This is a genomic window from uncultured Kordia sp. (assembly GCF_947496985.1).
GTDB lineage: Bacteria > Bacteroidota > Bacteroidia > Flavobacteriales > Flavobacteriaceae > Kordia.
On sequence record NZ_CANMEZ010000012.1, the window covers coordinates 93,757 to 111,168 of the forward strand.

Consider the following 17,412-nt stretch of genomic DNA (forward strand, 5'->3'; position numbering starts at 1 on the left):
TGAAGTTTATATTTTGATACGCTTATTGCCAATTATCCTTGTTTTTAATTGTATTTTAATAGTTATCTACTACAATTGATATGATATTTATCAGTTCATATATATATGAAAAACAGTATTATTGAAATTAACAAATACTGTATCATGAGTTTAGGAGAAGAAATTGTATTACGTCCACGATTTAAGCGAACGATTTCCGAAAGTAACGAAACAATTCTGAAACGTTTGGAAAGTTCAAAAAACACACAAAAAGATTTTATTGTTACACGTGTGGACAATCATGTTTTTATCAAAATTCCGAAAAATAAACAACATTTTTGGTCGCCACAATTACACGTAGAAGTGGATGAAATTGACGCACAAAGTTGTGAATTAAATGGTTTATTTGGTCCAAGTCCGACAGTTTGGACATTTTTTATGTTTCTTCACTTTTTAGTAGTTTGTTTATTTATCGGTTTTGGTATTTGGGCATATACCAACGCTACTTTAGGAAACTCATATGCAATACAAGTAGCCTTGATGATTTTTATGATATTTGTTTGGTTTGTGCTTTATTTTGGTGGACGAATGGGAAAAGCTACAGGAAAACCTGAGATGATTGATTTGTATACGTTTTTGAAAACAACAATTAATATCTAAAAAATACACCTTTAACACTTTCAGGTTTCCCCGAAAGTCTATTGCATAACTGCGAAAAGGTTTCGGAAGCGATTTTATCGAGAATTATTTAATGAAATTACTGAAAATTTAATTTTTATTACGAGTTTCGCAAAAATACCTTTTTAAAGCATTTCATTATATTGCATTAAAAACTTCTGTTACTTTTGATTGCGTCATATTGTAACAAAATTACCATGATGCATACTGATATACATACAACTCAATCATTCCCTTTTCATTGCAAAACCTCAAATTAAAGTTTTTTAAAATTTACATTCCCTTTCTGACAATTGCCTTTGGCTGCATTCTTTTTTATTATGGCTTTCGATTGTTGTTTGATATCAAGCTTGGTTTATTACCTCTTAAGGAAGATGTACTCAACATTTGGATCCCAATAACTTTCATATGGATTCCTGTATTTATTTGGCTTCGCAAACCCATACGAATTGTAAATCTAAGAGGAAAAAATGGTGATGGTCACTTTTTGACACTATTACTTATGTGTATTGTAATTGTGATTCCGACAGTTATCAGTCAGAAATACTTAGAAAAGAACGCCTATAGTATAAACGAAATTGCCACGAGTGTTGAGTTGGATGAACTTCCCAATGAAAAGTATTTTAAGATTAATCAGTTTGAAGTAGTCAATACTTTAAATCACACTTATGTATCGACACGTATTTCTGGCAAGTACAATGAACATTTGAATGTTACTATGTACATTGCATGCCCTTTTAATAAATCAAGTCTTGCTTGGTATGGCATTCAGTATGATTTACAACTCAGAAATAAGGATACCGAAACGAATAAAAGACAGGCTATTCGACGGTTTTTAGTCAATTCTAATAAAGATTTCAAATCGCATGACTTTCAAGATGTTACTTATTTTGAAAAGCTTAACCATTCTGATAATAGAGACGGATTTATTAGAGCTATCAAGGAAAAAATACCAATTATTAATGAAGATGAGGAAATTATTTTAATTCCAAAAAAGAAACTTTTTGAAACGCGCTTTGGAAGTTCCATTTCAGCTGGTTTTATCATTTTTGGTATTGGTCTGTTGATCATTTTATTGTTAGTCATGATTCCTAAGATTGACAAAAAAGAATTAGCCAATTTTAAAAAAAATAAACCACCTAAAGATGATGATTTCACAGATACGCTAAGTTATTTTAATCCATTTGGCGCACACAAAGCCACGGCTATTTTACTAATTTCGAACATATTGGTTTTTATTATCATGGTTTTAAAAGGGATCAGTGTTGTCTCGCCAACTGCTGTCGAATTACTTGAATTTGGTGGAAATAGGCAATCTGAAATCGCAATTCATGGAGAACTTTGGCGTTTGTTTACCTCAACATTTATACATGCTGGCTTTATGCATTTGGCATTAAACTTATTTGGGATTGCAGTATACAATAGCTTTTTGGAAAAAATACTATCTCCTACAAAATTGATTTTAGCCTATGTAACTTGTGGTTGTACGGCCAGTATTGCAAGCGTTATGTTTCATGAAAATACTGTTAGTGTTGGTGCTTCAGGAGCTATTTTTGGACTTTCGGGAATAATTTTAGCTTTTATCATTTTTAAAGTTTATCCAAAGTACTCTAGAGGGATGATTTGGACTTTATTAATTGCATACGGTGGTTTGAATCTTGTGATTGGATTTTTGTCTGCAGGTATTGATAATGCAGCGCATGTAGGTGGATTGCTTACTGGGTTTATTATTGGAACTTTTCTTTCCATATTTTGTAAAGAAGAACTTGTACAAAAAGCTTCGAAAAAATATTAATGATTGTCCACAAGTAAGAAGTGTGTTTGATTTTAGAAAACTTATCGACTGTGTTACTTTACTTCAAACAAACTAATAGTTCCACTAATTTCGTTAGAAACGACTAAGATGTTTTCGCCTGTTGGACTTTCCGTAGCTGGAATAACAAATAATCCTTCTGGAGAAATGTCGCCTTCATGATTAATCCATTTTAAAAACACAGGTTTTCTAGGGTTAGAAATGTCATACATCAACACTCCACTTGTACGTTCTAAACCTACAAAAAGCAATGTCTTATTTTTTAATTGCAATGTTGCCAAAGCTTCAGGCTCTGAACCTTTGTCATCGCTTCGTGAATCATTTTGATTAAATGCTTTTGGATTAGTTTGCGTTTGTTTGGCAATATCATTGCCACTATCATAGACTAAATTTCCTTTGGTTGTCCAAATAGAAAAAGATCGTGTTCCAAACATATACAATTCATCATAATCACCATCATTATCAATATCACCTTGTGCTTTTGTAACTTTTAAACGACCTAATTGATCATCTTTTTGTAATTCTGCAGCATTTGGAAATGCTATTGCATCTAATTTTATTTCTGAAACGCGCACTTCTTCTGAAAATCCTGCATAATTTCTTGAATCACCTTCATTTGCGGTTATAATATATGTATCGCCATTTATTTGTGCATTTGTAATAGCGTCAGGCAAATAGAATCCTTTTAGGTTTTTCCAAGTTTTAAACTGTATTTTTCCATCTTTATCGCTTACGTCCAATGCATTTTTAGGCAAACTAAAATCTTTTACACCTAATGGATATATATTATTGAGTTCGGCATTTACAATATCAATTTCAGCAATAGCATTGTTTTCTTGCAAAACAACCCAAGCTTTTGTTCCATCTTTGGAAACAGTTAAATACTCAGGTTCAGCATCTTTGGAAAATGTAGCGTTTTCACCAAAAACTCGCAATCCCTTTTCTTCCAATACGCTTATTTGCAAATCACTTAATTCAAAACCTAGCGTAGTCGCTTTATTTTCTTTTAAATCTATAATCGTAACCGAACCGCTTGGATCAATAGTATAATCATCATTTGGCTCACCTTCATTTGCAGAAATGATATATCTTCCGTCAGGAGAATATGCAACCATATCTGGGAGAGCATCTGCGAAATGCACTTCTATTTCCTCAAGTTTTTTTGTATCGTATACAACAACAAAACCGTATTCTTGGCGATTTGTGTTTTCCACAGCCATAGCAACGTTTCCATTATGTATAGCAACACTATTTACATTTCCTCCATATTTTGAAATATCAATAGTAGCTACTTTTATAACATTTTTCACATCAGACATGTCATATACTAAGACGCCTTTATATAAAGTGCTTGCCGTAAACAAACGCTTCGTTTTAGCACAATAGGCGCTAATTTCGACAGCGTTCATTCCGCCTGCATTAATTGTATTCAAATGTGTAACCTGAACCGTTACGGAAGTTTCATTTTTTGGCTGCGAGGCACAACCAATTAATAAAAGAAAACTTAGGAAACCAAAAACTTTTTTAATCATGTACTACTTATTATTGTAACCAAAACGGCGTAATTGCTTGGAATTACTACGCCAATTTTTATTGACTTTTACGTATAATTCAATATGAATTTGCTTTCCAAAAAACTTTTCTAAGTCTTTTCTGGCTTGCATCCCAACTCTTTTTAACGCGCTTCCTTTATGCCCAATGATGATTCCTTTTTGCGTTTCGCGCTCTACCATTATTACAGAACGAATACGAATAATGTCTTCTTCTTCAAAAAACTCCTCTGTTTCGACTTCTACGGCGTATGGAATTTCTTTTTTGTAATTAATTAAGATTTTTTCACGAATAGATTCGTTAACAAAGAAACGTTCTGGTTTATCGGTTAATTGATCTTTTGGATAGAATGCTGGTGAAGCTGGTAACAGTTCCAAAATCCTTGAAAACACTTGTGACACATTGAAGTTTTCCAATGCTGAGATTGGATAAATTTCTGCCGTTGGCACTTTTTCTCTCCACAATTCCATTTGTGTTTCTAGTTCTTCTTGCGAAGACTTGTCAATTTTATTTAATAATAAAATCACTGGAATTTTTGAATTGATGATTTTTTTGAAGAACGCTTCATCTTTTAAGCTTTTTTCTCCAATTTCAACCATATAAATCAACACATCAGCATCTTCAAAGGCCGACTTTACAAAATCCATCATAGATGATTGTAATTCGTATGCTGGTTTTATGATTCCTGGTGTATCTGACAAGATTACTTGAAAATCATCTCCATTGACAATTCCCAAAATTCGATGTCGTGTTGTCTGTGCTTTTGAAGTAATAATGGAGAGTTTTTCTCCAATAAAGGCGTTCATCAATGTTGATTTTCCAACATTTGGATTCCCTATAATATTTACAAATCCTGCTTTATGTGTCATGTATTTTTATGGTCATCAAGCATATACATAGCATTATTGCGCCGTATACACTTGTCATTCGCAGGCAAAAGTACATATTATTTCAGAATAACATATATCCTCATTCTTACAAAACAGTGCTTTTCAAACCTTTTCACAGTATTACCAATAATATTTAATACTATTTTTTTCAAAAAAATTAGTTAAACTTTTATTTTTTGATAGTATTACTATTATATTTGTAGTTACTGAATATGGAAAATCTTCAAATACATATTGTCATTAGCGATGAGCTTTACACTAAAAATCCTGAGTCATCAGAATTAGGAAAGAAAATTGTATCGCGAAGCATTGAAATGATTGATGAATTAGGTTTTGAATGTTTTACATTTAAAAAATTAGGGCAATCAATTGGCTCTAATGAAAGTTCTATTTATCGTTATTTCGAAAGTAAGCATATGCTTTTGGTATACTTAAATTGTTGGTATTGGAGTTGGGTTGAATACAAATTAGTTTTTGCAACTACCAATTTACAATCAAAGGAAGATAAGCTTTCTTCGGCTATCAATATTTTGACAAGAAAAGTAGATGTAGATAATTCGTTCTCATACATTAATGAAGTTATTTTAAACAGGATTATCATTGCCGAATCTTCAAAAGCGTATCATACGAAAGAAATTGATTCTGAAAATGAAAAAGGATACTACAAAGTTTACAAACGTGTTGTACAACGTGTTAGCAATTTTGTTTCAGATATGAATCCGAGTTTTGAATTTCCTCACATGTTAGTTTCAACAGTTATTGAAGGTGCGCACAAACAGCGTTACTTTTCAGAACATTTACCATCGTTAACAGATGTAAAAGAAGGCGTTGATGTAATTGTAAAATTTTACACCGATCTAGTTTTTAAAGCCATAAAATAAATGTCGTATAAAGATTCACAAATATTTAATATGTTGAAGCAAATTTCTTTTGCTTTGGTACTTTTTGTGATGGTTTTACAACCTATTTCACAGGCTTTTTCTTCTTACACATATATAAATTATGAACTTGTAGATACTGATTGGGAAGATGATACTGATAATGAAGAAACCGAAGACAAGCTTGAAGAAGATCAAAAAGTTAGACCGTATGCAACTAGTTTTGCTGTAACTGACACAGATCTTTCCCATTACACAACACATTTTTACATACTACAAACAGATGCTTCTCATAGCATTGAAATATTAATTCCACCTCCGGAATTCGTATAAAAATACAAACTCATAAAAAATACACGTACGTCTTTCAATGAAGTATGCGTTTTAGAATGTTCTCCACTCATCACAAATTAAATGGGGAATTGTTCTTCTATTCTATTATAAATACAACAAAAATTAGCTAACAACGAATTAACTTAAAGCAACTATAACATTGCTTTTCCAATTCAAAAAAAAACATTATCACTATCATGAATAGTTCAAACCCATTCAAAAACTTAAAAGCGGATTTCCCCGCAAGTATTGTCGTTTTCTTTGTCGCCCTTCCTCTCTGTTTAGGTATTGCCTTAGCCAGTGGTGCTCCATTATTTTCTGGTTTAATTGCCGGTATTATTGGAGGTATTGTTGTTGGAGCCTTTAGTGGCTCGCAAGTTGGTGTCAGTGGACCAGCAGCAGGTTTAGCTGCAATTGTATTAACGGCTATTACAGCTTTAGGTGGTTATCAAAACTTTTTAGTTGCCGTGGTAATTGGTGGTGTAATTCAAGTTGTTTTTGGTGTTTTAAGATTTGGAATTATAGGATATTTTTTCCCATCATCTGTAATTAAAGGAATGCTTACCGGAATTGGAATCATTATTATTTTAAAACAAATTCCACACTTCTTTGGTTACGACTCTGACCCAGAAGGAGATTTTGCTTTTGCACAAGTAGACGGACAAAATACTTTTTCAGAAATTTTTGACACTATAAACCATATTAGTCTTGGTGCTACAACAATTGCAATAGTTGGATTGGGAATTTTAATACTTTGGAATACCGTTTTATCTAAAAAAGGAAAGATATTTCAATTAGTACAAGGTCCATTAGTTGCAGTAGCTTTAGGAATCATTTACTATATTTTAACAAAAGATAGCGAAACATTTGCTATTTCATCTGAGCATTTGGTTAAAGTACCAGTTCCTGATAGTTTTGACTCTTTTGTGGGACAGTTTAGTTTTCCAAATTTTGCTGTCATTGACAATCCTGCAATTTGGGTCACTGGTTTTACAATTGCATTAGTAGCAAGTTTAGAGACGTTATTATGTGTGGAAGCTACAGATAAGTTAGATCCATTAAAACGTGTAACACCAACAAATAAAGAATTATTAGCACAAGGAACAGGAAACATTCTTTCTGGATTAATTGGTGGATTACCAATTACACAAGTAATTGTAAGAAGTTCGGCTAACATACAATCAGGTGGAAAAACAAAAATGGCTGCTATTGTTCACGGTTTCTTATTATTGATTTCTGTGATTTTAATTCCAACATTATTAAACATGATTCCACTTTCGGTACTAGCAGCAATCTTATTAATTGTAGGATACAAACTAGCAAAACCAACACTATTTAAAAAGATGTACAACGCAGGTTGGAAACAATTTGTTCCGTTTATCATCACCATTTTAGGAATCGTATTTATTGACTTGTTATGGGGAATTGGTTTAGGATTAGCTGTTGGAATTGTAGTAATCTTAATCAAGAGTTTCCAAAATTCACACTTCTTACATATTGAAGATAAGAGTAATGGGAAGCATAAAATTAAAATGACATTTGCCGAAGAAGTTACTTTCTTTAATAAAGGTGCTATTTTAAAAGAATTAGACAGTTTACCAAGAGATACATTCTTAGAATTGGACGTACGTAAAACACGCTTCTTGGATAATGATATTATTGAAATATTGGAAGATTTCTCAGAAAAAGCACGTAATAGAGACATTGATATTAAGTTGATTTCTGAGCGTGGAACTGTTGAAAACCCAAAAAGTTTTATTGAGTTTTTCCAACTCAGACCAAAAAGTGCCTAAAAATTTTAACCATTAAAATTAAGCATCATGAGCAACCCGAAGTATAAATTACTTGTTTTAACTGATCTATCTAAATCATCTACCAGAGCTTTAGATAACGCTGTAAATCTTGCAAAGATTATAGACGGAAGTATTGACGTTTTTCATGTATTAAAACCTTCGGATGTTGCTGAATACGAAAACCAATATTCAGCTATGCGAACGATTGATGAAGAACGCTACTCAACCAAACATAAGCTAAGAGCATTAGTTAGAGAGATTGCCAAGCGAGAAAATATAAAGATAAATGCAAGTTTTCGTTTGGGTCATTTAAAAAGCGAAGTACTTGATGAAATTGAAAGTACAAAACCTGATATCATTGTATTAGGAAAACGCACAAAAAAACTCATCAACTTTTTAGGAGATAGTTTTACAAAATTCATCTTGAAAAATTTTAATGGTTCTGTATTAATTTCTGGAAAAAACACTGCTATACATACTACAGAAGAAATGTCTTTAGGTTTATTAAATACAACGACAGCAGATTTACCGCAAGGAATTACTGCCGATTTACAACGACTTGTTAAAAATCCGATTAAGCAATTTCATGTACGTAAAGCTTCAGAAAAAAACTCTGAAAAAGCAATACCAAAAGCAGAAAACGTAATAACTTATGTATTTGAAAATAGTTCTAATGCTATGGATAATATTGCAACTTACGTCGCAAAAAACAATATTGGGATATTATGTGTGAATCAACAATCAAAAACAAATTCACGCTTCAAAAATCTTAAAACAAACATAAAAGAAGCCATTCATAAAATTAATGTACCTATTCTAATTGTAAAGAACTCATCAACTATACAATTACAATAATAACGGTACATAGTAATATATTAACAACAAAAAACTAGATTAAACAAAGCTATATGAAAGCACAAACAAAAGAAACACAAGCTGTAATGACTCCAGATTCATCTTTGCAAGCATTAAAAGATGGGAATGAAAGATTTGTACAAAGTACACAAGTAAGTCGTGATTTATTAGATCAGGTTTCTGACACAAGTACAGGACAATACCCGTTTGCTACGGTATTGAGTTGTATTGATTCTAGAGTTTCTTCAGAATTAATTTTTGATCAAGGAATTGGAGATATTTTTAGTGTTCGTATTGCTGGAAACTTTGTCAATGAAGACATTTTAGGAAGCATGGAATTTGCTTGTAAATTGGCAGGAACAAAATTAGTAGTGGTCTTAGGACATACTGCCTGTGGAGCGGTAAAAGGAGCTTGCGATCATGCACGCCTTGGGAATTTAACTGCTCTAATTAACAAAATTGAACCTGCGGTAGAAGCTGTTACAGAACCAACAGATGAAAGTTTACGTAATTCAAAAAATATTGATTTCGTAAATAATGTAGCTGTTAAAAACGTAGAAATGACTATTGAAAATATTCGCAAGCAAAGCCCTGTATTAGCAGAGCTTGAAGCTAATGGAGAAATTAAAGTTGTTGGCGGAATGTATGATATCAACAATGGTAAAGTAACGTTTTTATAGGAATGAATTTAAAACAGAAACTAAGTATCGTTTTACTGGTACTTTGCATGATTCCGTTCGCAAGTTGGAGTCAAGATGAAACAGGTAACTGGCTCATGTATTTTGGTTCAAACCGTATTAGCGAGAAGTTCAGCATACATACTGAAGTACAATTTCGTAATCACACCGTTTTTCCAAACAATACAGAACAATGGTTATTGCGTACAGGACTAAACTATCATTTTACCAAAAATGCCTTTGCTACTGCTGGTTATGCATACATTGGAAGTTTTGTATATGATAGTGAACGTGACAGTCCAGAAACGGAAGAACATCGTATTTGGCAACAATTAATTACAAATAATAAGTTAGGACGCGTAAAATTTGAACATCGTTACAGAGCTGAACAACGTTGGGTTGAAGACGATTTTAAAACACGTTTTCGTTACCGATTAATGTTATTTATTCCTGTAAATAAACCTGTTATAGAAAAAGGAACATTTTTCTTCGGAGCGTACAATGAAATTTTTGTAAACGGACAAGAAGAACTGTTTGATAGAAATCGTTTGTATGGTGGTATTGGATATCAATTAAATAAAAATATAAACCTACAATCAGGAATGCTATATCAACGTGTAAGCACAACTGGAAAAGGATATTTACAATTTAGTATTGTGTACAACACTGATTTACGCAAAAAACAAAAAGAAATAAAAAAATAAAACTTTAGTTAGTTTATTTTTTGTTGTTACGAAAAGCTACAACAGCAAATGTTGAAGTTGTAGCTTTTCTAACACGCTAAAATAGTTTACAAAAACCACATTATATGATGTGGTTTTTTCATTTCTAAACAGCACACAACTTCTTTGTTTATAATGTTTTAACAATTGTTGTTAAAATAATAATAAACTATGCTATCTGCAGAACTTCATGCTAGCAATCGTAGTTTTTAAGTCGTATTTTTACAGTATAATAAAAATTAAGAAAAAGATAAATTATGTTCGGATTATTCAAAAAGAAATCAGTAAAAGATAAACTTTACGATCAGTATACAAAATTGACCAAGCAAGCGTTTGATCTTTCTACTTCCAACAGAAAACTTAGTGATCAAAAAACAGCAGAAGCAGAAGCTATTATGAAACAAATTGAAGCGTTATAAAAAATTTTCCCGAATCAAGTTTGATGACTTTATATTGAACGGCATTTGTAACCATTGTTACTGAGTACTTTTACAAAAAACTATAATTTTGGATTTTAAATACTTTCAGTATTTTTAACTCAAAATAGTGAAGCTCAAAAACGCAATTCATGATTCAAGAACTAAAAGACAATTATGGTCATCTTTTTGAAGAAGATTTACTAAACGAAATTGCACAAGTTGGCACGTATAAAGAAGTTCCTGCTGGCTTTACCATGATGTCTATTGGCGATTATGTACGTGGAATGCCATTGCTCATTTCTGGCGCTATTAAAATAATGCGAGAAGACAAAGAAGGTGATGAACTACTATTGTATTATCTAGAAAGCGGCGAAACCTGTTCTATGACGATGAATTGCTGTATGGGACAAACCAAAAGTGAAATAAAAGCAGTTGCCGAACACGATACAAAACTGATCATGGTTCCTGTTCAAAAAATGGAAGAATGGACCGCAAACTATAAAACATGGCGAAATTTTGTCTTTCAAAGTTATCATACACGCTTAAATGAAGTATTACACATTCTAGACAGTGTTGCTTTTGAAAAGATGGATCAACGATTACTCAACTACCTAAAAGAGAAAGTTCGTATCAATAAAACCATGACAATTCACAATACACATCAAGAAATTGCCTATGATCTACACAGTTCCAGAGTAGTAATATCAAGGCTTTTAAAAAAATTAGAACAATTGGGTAGCATAGAATTGCATAGAAATCATATTAAAATTATAAATTTAGCCTAAATATGTAACTTTGGTTACTGCTAGCTCATTGCATGTACTGTATTTTGCACTGACAAACAACGAAAATAACTATGGAAATACTTGGCTATGCTAGTGCCTTGATTATTGGAATTTCATTAGGTCTTATCGGCGGCGGCGGCTCTATATTAGCAGTCCCTGTACTCGCCTATTTATTCTCAGTTGACGAAAAAGTAGCAACTGCATACTCTCTCTTTATTGTAGGTACAAGTTCACTAGTTGGAGGACTAAAACAACATCTAAATAAAAATGTTGATTGGCGTACAGCAATTGTTTTTGGAATTCCTGCCATTGTTGGCGTTACGCTAGTTCGTTACTATGTAGTTCCCGCGTTACCTGACATATTATTCACAGTAGGAACATTTGACTTTACTCGTCGTATGGGAATGTTTGGCTTGTTTGCTATACTTATGTTTCCCGCTGCATTGTCTATGCTCAAAAAACGAAAAGAAAAGGAATCTGCAGGAACTATCCGCTACAATTACCCACTTATCTTAATAGAAGGATTAGTCGTTGGTGGAGTTACCGGACTCATTGGCGCAGGTGGTGGATTCTTAATTATTCCTGCATTGGTCATATTAGCAAATATAGAGATGAAAGTTGCCGTAGGAACTTCACTTATTATCGTTGCTTTTAAATCCTTATTAGGTTTCTTTCTTGGCGATGCACAAACCATTGAGATCGATTGGCAATTCTTAGCATTATTCACAAGCATTTCATTAGTTGGAATCTTTATTGGAAGTTATTTAGGAAACTTTATCGATGGCAAAAAACTTAAAAAGGGATTTGGCTATTTCATCTTCGTCATGGCAATTTTCATCTTCTACATGGAGTTTTTTGTAAAACAATAAACACACCAAAAAGGGAGTTGTTCTGTAACTCTAGTTACTGTGTATCTTTCTGTTATAACGTAATTTTATATCATATTAAAATTACATATTATGAATATTGAACAAATATATACAGGCTGTTTAGCGCAAGGCGCTTATTATATAGAAAGTAACGGCGAAGTTGCTATTATTGATCCATTACGTGAAGTACAATCTTACATTGACAAAGCTGTAAAACAAAATGCTTCTATCAAATACATTTTTGAAACACATTTTCATGCCGATTTTGTTAGCGGACATGTAACGCTAGCCAAAAAAACAGGTGCTCCAATTGTATACGGACCTAACGCAAAACCATCTTTTGATGCTATTATTGCTGAAGACTTTCAAGAATTTCCGCTTGGAAACATAACGATTATTGCATTGCATACGCCAGGGCATACAATGGAAAGTACAAGCTATTTATTAAGAGATGAGAATGGAAAAGATCATGCATTATTTAGTGGTGACACGTTATTTTTAGGCGATGTTGGACGACCAGATTTAGCTCAGAAAGCGGGAGAAATTACTGTAGAAGATTTAGCTAGTTATTTGTATGATAGCTTACGCGAAAAAATAATACCCTTAGCAGATGATGTGATTGTGTATCCTGCGCATGGTGCTGGTTCAGCTTGTGGTAAAAACATGATGAAAGAAACGATTGATACACTCGGAAATCAAAAGAATGTAAATTATGCATTGCGAGCAGATATGACTAAAGAAGAGTTTATCAAAGAAGTCACAGACGGATTGTTACCACCTCCAAGTTATTTTCCCGAAAATGTAAAACTTAACAAAGAAGGATACGCAGATATTTCAGACATTTTACTACGTGGAACAAGAGCATTATTACCAACAGAATTTGAAATGATCGCCAATGAAACAAATGCTATTATTTTAGATGTTAGACATCAAAATGATTTTGTAAAAGGACACATTCCACGTTCAATTTTCATTGGGCTTAACGGAAATTTTGCTCCTTGGGTTGGTGCCTTAATTGCCGACATTCAACAACCAATTTTATTAATTACTCCACAAGGACGTGAAGAAGAAACGGTAACACGATTATCTAGAGTTGGTTTTGATCATACACTTGGGTATTTACAAGGTGGATTTGATTCCTGGAAAAAAGCTTCTAAAGAGTATGATACCATAAGTTCGGTCACAGCCGAAAAATTCAAAGAAGATTATAACGATCATCTTCAAATATTTGATGTTCGAAAAGAAAATGAATTCAACTCAGAACATATGTTGAACGCAAAAAACACACCGTTAGATTATCTAAATAATCATTTAGCAGAATTTCCAAAAAATGACCCATTTTACGTGCATTGTGCTGGTGGATATAGAAGTGTCATTGCAGCTTCTATTCTAAAAAGTAGAGGAATTCATAACCTCATTAATGTTGAAGGTGGATTTAAAGCAATAAAAGAAACAAACATTCCTATCTCAGATTTTGTTTGCCCTTCTAGCTTATAATAAATAAAAGCTTTATGAAGTTTTAGAACTTTGTAAAGCTTTGTTATGTAACTAAAGTTACTGCGTCTAAATCAACAACAATCTATTTTTGTATTAAAATAAACCTAAAACATATGTCTTTCATAAATGCGCTATTTGGCAAAAAAGAAACGCCTTCAGATCATATAGAAATTCTAGATTCTACAACATTTAAAGAAGCTATTACTGCTAAAAAAGTACAATTAGTGGACGTTAGAACTAGTTTAGAATATAAAAGCGGACATATTGAAAATGCTGTTAATATTGATTTTTTTGACCGTGCACATTTTAATGAAAATTTTGCAGGATTTAATAAAGAACAACCTATCTATTTATATTGTCGTTCGGGAAATAGGAGCCAACGAACTGCCAAAAAATTACTTCAAATCGGTTTTAAGAAAATCTATGATTTGAAAGGTGGCTACAAAGCTTGGAAGTAATAAAAAATTTGTTTTAAAATAAAAAGCGACTCAAGTTTTAACTCGAATCGCTTTAATTTTATGCGTTATCTATTCACTAATATAAGCTTCCAATTTTGAAAAAGCTTTATCACGGTATGGAATTAATTCTTGATATGCAGCACTTTCAAAAACATCATGTAATGCATTCATATCAGGAAACTCCATAATGGAAACTATAGTAGGTGTATAAGTACCGATTAATGGTTTTGACACTTTAAATTTATTGACTGACTTAGCTTGTACTTTCTTATAAAGATCACCTACTTTTTCAATATAATGTGCTAATTGTTCTTTTCCTTCCGGATTAACTGTTGCAACGATTGTTACATGTACTTTACTCATTATTTTATTTTTAATTGTTTAACTATTTTGTATTACCCATAGCGTTATCATATAATTTGAAATAGAATTTTTTCTAGATAGTAAAAGTGTTTTTACTTTCTACCATTCCATTAATTTCTTTAATAGAAAACTATTGCAATTCTTTAACTTCAACTGGGTTATTGAAATTATATGTTATACAGCTGTTTCAAAATTTTTAGCCCATACTCTAGCCCAAGATTCTAAAGGCTCAAGGAGTTCAAAAATTTCTTTTCCTTTAGCAGTTAATGCATATCCTTCAACTGTTCTTTCTATCAAAAAAGCTTGAGTTAACTCTTTTAATCTTCTATTAAGTGTTGTTGGTGAGATAGATTCACATCTTTCTTGAAGCACTCTAAACGTACAAGAACCTTCTTGTAACCTCCAAATGATTCCCATAGCCCAACTTCTTCCTAATAAATCAAAAAGAGCCATTAAATGGTTTCCTGACTTTGATCCTCGTACTGGTTTTCCTGGAATTGGTAATGACATAAAATTATATTTGCTACATTTTCGATAGCAAAGCTACACAAAATGTAGCAAACTACAAATAAAAATAAAGTCTGTTTATTTAAAAAGAGCGAAACAAACATTTCAAAACACTAAATATCAATAACTTGAATTTATTTTTTCAACACCAACGTCGTCATACTTCGTAAATCGTTTACATTGGTGCTTTTTACATGTTCTAATAATGAAAGTTGATGTGTTGAAAGTATTTCGTTCAATAATTTACGCGTCAATAAAAAACGTTTGGATTCATCAGGCAAAAAATATACGCCATCTTGTACGTGTGTTGGTTTTCCTTCAATACCAATATCAGAAGTCATCCGTATAAATAAACTTCCTCCTTGCTTTAGTACACGTACCAATTCTGCAAACATATCTTTAAAATGTGTTTCGCTTTGCGCGAAATGTAACACGGCATTACATAAAATATGATCAAAAGTAGCATTTGTATATGGTAACTTTTCTAATGTGGCAACTTGAAAATTAGCAGAAAGTTTAGGATAGCGTTTTTGAAGATGCGCTATATGTTCAGTATTTATATCAATTGCATAAAAAGTAAAACCACTCTCGTGGAAATAATGCAAATTTCGACCACTTCCACAACCTGCATCTAAAATGACATCATTTTCTTGATAGCGACCTTTTAAAATTTGATCAATTAAATAAATATCTGCATTTCCTGAAATTTCGGTCAATACGTGTTGTTTCATTCGTTAAAATTTTGAACCAAGATATCATTTTTATACCGACAAAAATAATTCCTTTAGCGGTATAAATATTTCTCAAAAAAGCAGTCTTTATCTGTTAGAATTCACTATTTTATATAGTATAATATACATAAAAAATAATTCTTAAAAAAACGTTTTATGTAACCTTAATCACCTCTTTTTTTGAGCTTTGTACTGTATCTTTGTTATATCAAAACACTTCGTTATGGATACAGAAATTCTCGCTCGAATCCAATTTGCTTTCACTATTGCCTTTCACTACATTTATCCTCCTTTAAGTATCGGCCTAGGACTTTTAATGGTCATTTTTGAAAGCGCATATATGCGTACTAAAAACAAACAATATCATATTCTTGCTAAATTCTGGACAAAAATATTTGCGCTTACATTCGGAATTGGTGTCGTAACTGGAATTGTTATGGAATTCGAATTTGGAACCAATTGGGCTGTCTATTCACGCTATGTTGGTGATGTATTTGGAAGTGCGCTTGCTGCAGAAGGAATTTTTGCATTTGCTCTAGAAAGTGGATTTTTAGGAGTCTTATTATTTGGCTGGAATCGTGTAAAACCTTGGGTACATTTGGTTTCTACGATTGGCGTTTTTCTAGGCTCTATGTTTTCTGCCGTTTGGATTGTAGTTGCAAACAGTTGGCAACAAACACCTGCAGGGTATCATATAGTTGGGGAAGGAATCAACGCACGTGCCGAAATCACCGATTTTTGGGCAATGGTATTCAATCCTTCAAGCGTAGATAGAATACTGCATGTGTGGCTTGGTGCTTTATTGGCTGGTGCGTTTTTAGTGTTGAGCGTACATGCTTATTATATTGTTAAAAATCGTTTTGTAAACATTTCAAAACGTGCTTTTAAAATTGCTTTGGCAGTTGCAGCTATTTTTTCATTAGCGCAATTAGCTACAGGACATAGCTCAGCCGAAGGCGTTGCCGTGAATCAACCTGCAAAATTAGCAGCTATGGAAGGACACTTTCCTGCAAGTGCTTCCGCTGATATGTATTTGTTTGGTTGGGTTGATAAAGAATCACAAGAAGTAACTGGTTTGAAAATTCCTGGCGGGCTTTCGTTTTTATTACATTATGATTTTGAAACACCCGTAACTGGTTTAAATGCTTTTCCTGAAGAAGACAGACCTGGGCAAATTAATGCTGTGTTTCAGTTTTATCACATTATGATCGCTATTGGAATGTTACTGATTGTTTTATCATTATACGGCATGTTTTTATGGTGGAAAGGAAAACTTTTTAAGAAAAAATGGGTTTTATGGACATTTGTATTTGCCGCTATATTACCACAAATTGCAAATCAAACAGGTTGGTTTGCTGCCGAAATGGGAAGACAACCTTGGGTGGTTTATGGACATTTACGAACCAATCAGGCATTCTCACAAGCTGTCACAGATAATCAGATATTGTTCTCGTTAATTCTGTTTTTGATCGTATACACGTTGCTGTTTTTACTCTTTATCTATTTATTAAATAAAAAAATTCAACATGGACCGTATGAAACATCAGAAGACGAACATAGTGATAGACCGCATACCAAAGAAATTACACAAATAGTAACTGGAAATTAAAAACG

General features: G+C 32.6%; 19 protein-coding genes. 14 read left to right on the forward strand and 5 right to left on the reverse strand.

The genetic code is table 11. The features are described from left to right. Positions 1-105 precede the first annotated feature (105 nt). Together Q0828_RS22020 and Q0828_RS22025 are read left to right on the forward strand one after the other, a co-directional pair. The gene (locus tag Q0828_RS22020; protein ID WP_298426705.1) at positions 106-639 is read left to right on the forward strand and encodes a GTP-binding protein; all 534 of its coding nucleotides are present in this window, start codon (positions 106-108) and stop codon (positions 637-639) included. 259 nt (positions 640-898) lie between these two features. Next, positions 899-2,452: a rhomboid family intramembrane serine protease gene (locus tag Q0828_RS22025; protein ID WP_298426708.1), complete on the forward strand. Its 1,554-nt coding sequence runs from the start codon at positions 899-901 to the stop codon at positions 2,450-2,452. A gap of 53 nt (positions 2,453-2,505) precedes the next feature. Here Q0828_RS22025 and Q0828_RS22030 read toward each other — a convergent pair whose 3' ends face one another. After that, positions 2,506-4,002, reverse strand: coding sequence for a choice-of-anchor I family protein (locus Q0828_RS22030; RefSeq protein ID WP_298426710.1), 1,497 nt, complete (start codon positions 4,000-4,002; stop codon positions 2,506-2,508). A gap of 3 nt (positions 4,003-4,005) precedes the next feature. Beyond that, positions 4,006-4,890 (reverse strand): GTPase Era, encoded by an 885-nt coding sequence (gene era, locus Q0828_RS22035; protein WP_298426713.1) that lies wholly within the window; start codon positions 4,888-4,890, stop codon positions 4,006-4,008. Between the two features lie 233 nt (positions 4,891-5,123). Here era and Q0828_RS22040 point away from each other — a divergent pair, with 233 nt between their 5' ends. From Q0828_RS22040 to Q0828_RS22090, 11 genes are all read left to right on the forward strand, one after another. Further along, the gene (locus tag Q0828_RS22040; protein ID WP_298426716.1) at positions 5,124-5,792 is read left to right on the forward strand and encodes a TetR family transcriptional regulator; all 669 of its coding nucleotides are present in this window, start codon (positions 5,124-5,126) and stop codon (positions 5,790-5,792) included. Positions 5,793-5,822: 30 nt separating this feature from the next. Continuing rightward, on the forward strand, positions 5,823-6,122 hold the full coding sequence (locus tag Q0828_RS22045) for a hypothetical protein (RefSeq protein ID WP_298426719.1): 300 nt from the start codon (positions 5,823-5,825) through the stop codon (positions 6,120-6,122). A gap of 197 nt (positions 6,123-6,319) precedes the next feature. Further along, positions 6,320-7,915 (forward strand): SulP family inorganic anion transporter, encoded by a 1,596-nt coding sequence (locus tag Q0828_RS22050; RefSeq protein ID WP_298426722.1) that lies wholly within the window; start codon positions 6,320-6,322, stop codon positions 7,913-7,915. 27 nt (positions 7,916-7,942) lie between these two features. Continuing rightward, entirely contained in the window at positions 7,943-8,770 is an 828-nt protein-coding gene (locus Q0828_RS22055) for a universal stress protein (protein WP_298426725.1), read from the forward strand. Positions 8,771-8,823: 53 nt separating this feature from the next. Continuing rightward, positions 8,824-9,450: a carbonic anhydrase family protein gene (locus Q0828_RS22060; protein ID WP_298426728.1), complete on the forward strand. Its 627-nt coding sequence runs from the start codon at positions 8,824-8,826 to the stop codon at positions 9,448-9,450. A gap of 2 nt (positions 9,451-9,452) precedes the next feature. Then, positions 9,453-10,151 carry a DUF2490 domain-containing protein gene (locus Q0828_RS22065; protein ID WP_298426730.1) on the forward strand — a complete coding sequence of 233 codons (699 nt, stop codon included), beginning with the start codon at positions 9,453-9,455 and terminating at the stop codon, positions 10,149-10,151. A gap of 275 nt (positions 10,152-10,426) precedes the next feature. Then, on the forward strand, positions 10,427-10,588 hold the full coding sequence (locus Q0828_RS22070) for a Lacal_2735 family protein (protein ID WP_298426733.1): 162 nt from the start codon (positions 10,427-10,429) through the stop codon (positions 10,586-10,588). A gap of 149 nt (positions 10,589-10,737) precedes the next feature. Next, positions 10,738-11,373, forward strand: coding sequence for a Crp/Fnr family transcriptional regulator (locus Q0828_RS22075; RefSeq protein ID WP_298426736.1), 636 nt, complete (start codon positions 10,738-10,740; stop codon positions 11,371-11,373). 71 nt (positions 11,374-11,444) lie between these two features. Continuing rightward, the gene (locus Q0828_RS22080; RefSeq protein WP_298426739.1) at positions 11,445-12,242 is read left to right on the forward strand and encodes a sulfite exporter TauE/SafE family protein; all 798 of its coding nucleotides are present in this window, start codon (positions 11,445-11,447) and stop codon (positions 12,240-12,242) included. Positions 12,243-12,332: 90 nt separating this feature from the next. After that, positions 12,333-13,739, forward strand: a complete 1,407-nt coding sequence (locus Q0828_RS22085; RefSeq protein WP_298426742.1) for an MBL fold metallo-hydrolase — start codon at positions 12,333-12,335, stop codon at positions 13,737-13,739. 113 nt (positions 13,740-13,852) lie between these two features. Continuing rightward, positions 13,853-14,197 carry a rhodanese-like domain-containing protein gene (locus tag Q0828_RS22090; RefSeq protein ID WP_298426745.1) on the forward strand — a complete coding sequence of 115 codons (345 nt, stop codon included), beginning with the start codon at positions 13,853-13,855 and terminating at the stop codon, positions 14,195-14,197. Between the two features lie 69 nt (positions 14,198-14,266). Here the strand turns inward: Q0828_RS22090 and Q0828_RS22095 are convergent, their stop codons facing one another. The 3 genes from Q0828_RS22095 to Q0828_RS22105 form a co-directional block, all read right to left on the reverse strand. Then, a complete protein-coding gene (locus tag Q0828_RS22095) occupies positions 14,267-14,560 on the reverse strand; it encodes a DUF1330 domain-containing protein (protein WP_298426748.1) in 294 nt (97 codons plus the stop codon). 174 nt (positions 14,561-14,734) lie between these two features. Beyond that, positions 14,735-15,070, reverse strand: coding sequence for a helix-turn-helix domain-containing protein (locus Q0828_RS22100; protein ID WP_298426751.1), 336 nt, complete (start codon positions 15,068-15,070; stop codon positions 14,735-14,737). A 131-nt stretch (positions 15,071-15,201) separates the two neighbouring features. Continuing rightward, positions 15,202-15,798, reverse strand: a complete 597-nt coding sequence (locus tag Q0828_RS22105) for a class I SAM-dependent methyltransferase (RefSeq protein WP_298426754.1) — start codon at positions 15,796-15,798, stop codon at positions 15,202-15,204. Positions 15,799-16,021: 223 nt separating this feature from the next. Here Q0828_RS22105 and Q0828_RS22110 point away from each other — a divergent pair, with 223 nt between their 5' ends. Next, positions 16,022-17,407, forward strand: a complete 1,386-nt coding sequence (locus Q0828_RS22110; RefSeq protein WP_298426757.1) for a cytochrome ubiquinol oxidase subunit I — start codon at positions 16,022-16,024, stop codon at positions 17,405-17,407. Positions 17,408-17,412 lie beyond the last annotated feature (5 nt).

Bases quoted from the DNA above. Each gene is read 5' to 3' on its own strand.
- Q0828_RS22070 (WP_298426733.1), top strand. From the start codon at position 10,427: ATGTTCGGATTATTCAAAAAGAAATCAGTAAAAGATAAACTTTACGAT.
- Q0828_RS22045 (WP_298426719.1), top strand. From the start codon at position 5,823: ATGTTGAAGCAAATTTCTTTTGCTTTGGTACTTTTTGTGATGGTTTTA.
- Q0828_RS22065 (WP_298426730.1), top strand. From the start codon at position 9,453: ATGAATTTAAAACAGAAACTAAGTATCGTTTTACTGGTACTTTGCATG.
- Q0828_RS22055 (WP_298426725.1), top strand. From the start codon at position 7,943: ATGAGCAACCCGAAGTATAAATTACTTGTTTTAACTGATCTATCTAAA.
- Q0828_RS22100 (WP_298426751.1), bottom strand. From the start codon at position 15,070: ATGTCATTACCAATTCCAGGAAAACCAGTACGAGGATCAAAGTCAGGA.
- Q0828_RS22095 (WP_298426748.1), bottom strand. From the start codon at position 14,560: ATGAGTAAAGTACATGTAACAATCGTTGCAACAGTTAATCCGGAAGGA.
- Q0828_RS22020 (WP_298426705.1), top strand. From the start codon at position 106: ATGAAAAACAGTATTATTGAAATTAACAAATACTGTATCATGAGTTTA.
- Q0828_RS22060 (WP_298426728.1), top strand. From the start codon at position 8,824: ATGAAAGCACAAACAAAAGAAACACAAGCTGTAATGACTCCAGATTCA.
- Q0828_RS22105 (WP_298426754.1), bottom strand. From the start codon at position 15,798: ATGAAACAACACGTATTGACCGAAATTTCAGGAAATGCAGATATTTAT.
- Q0828_RS22090 (WP_298426745.1), top strand. From the start codon at position 13,853: ATGTCTTTCATAAATGCGCTATTTGGCAAAAAAGAAACGCCTTCAGAT.
- Q0828_RS22040 (WP_298426716.1), top strand. From the start codon at position 5,124: ATGGAAAATCTTCAAATACATATTGTCATTAGCGATGAGCTTTACACT.
- Q0828_RS22085 (WP_298426742.1), top strand. From the start codon at position 12,333: ATGAATATTGAACAAATATATACAGGCTGTTTAGCGCAAGGCGCTTAT.
- Q0828_RS22050 (WP_298426722.1), top strand. From the start codon at position 6,320: ATGAATAGTTCAAACCCATTCAAAAACTTAAAAGCGGATTTCCCCGCA.
- Q0828_RS22110 (WP_298426757.1), top strand. From the start codon at position 16,022: ATGGATACAGAAATTCTCGCTCGAATCCAATTTGCTTTCACTATTGCC.
- Q0828_RS22080 (WP_298426739.1), top strand. From the start codon at position 11,445: ATGGAAATACTTGGCTATGCTAGTGCCTTGATTATTGGAATTTCATTA.
- Q0828_RS22030 (WP_298426710.1), bottom strand. From the start codon at position 4,002: ATGATTAAAAAAGTTTTTGGTTTCCTAAGTTTTCTTTTATTAATTGGT.
- era (WP_298426713.1), bottom strand. From the start codon at position 4,890: ATGACACATAAAGCAGGATTTGTAAATATTATAGGGAATCCAAATGTT.
- Q0828_RS22075 (WP_298426736.1), top strand. From the start codon at position 10,738: ATGATTCAAGAACTAAAAGACAATTATGGTCATCTTTTTGAAGAAGAT.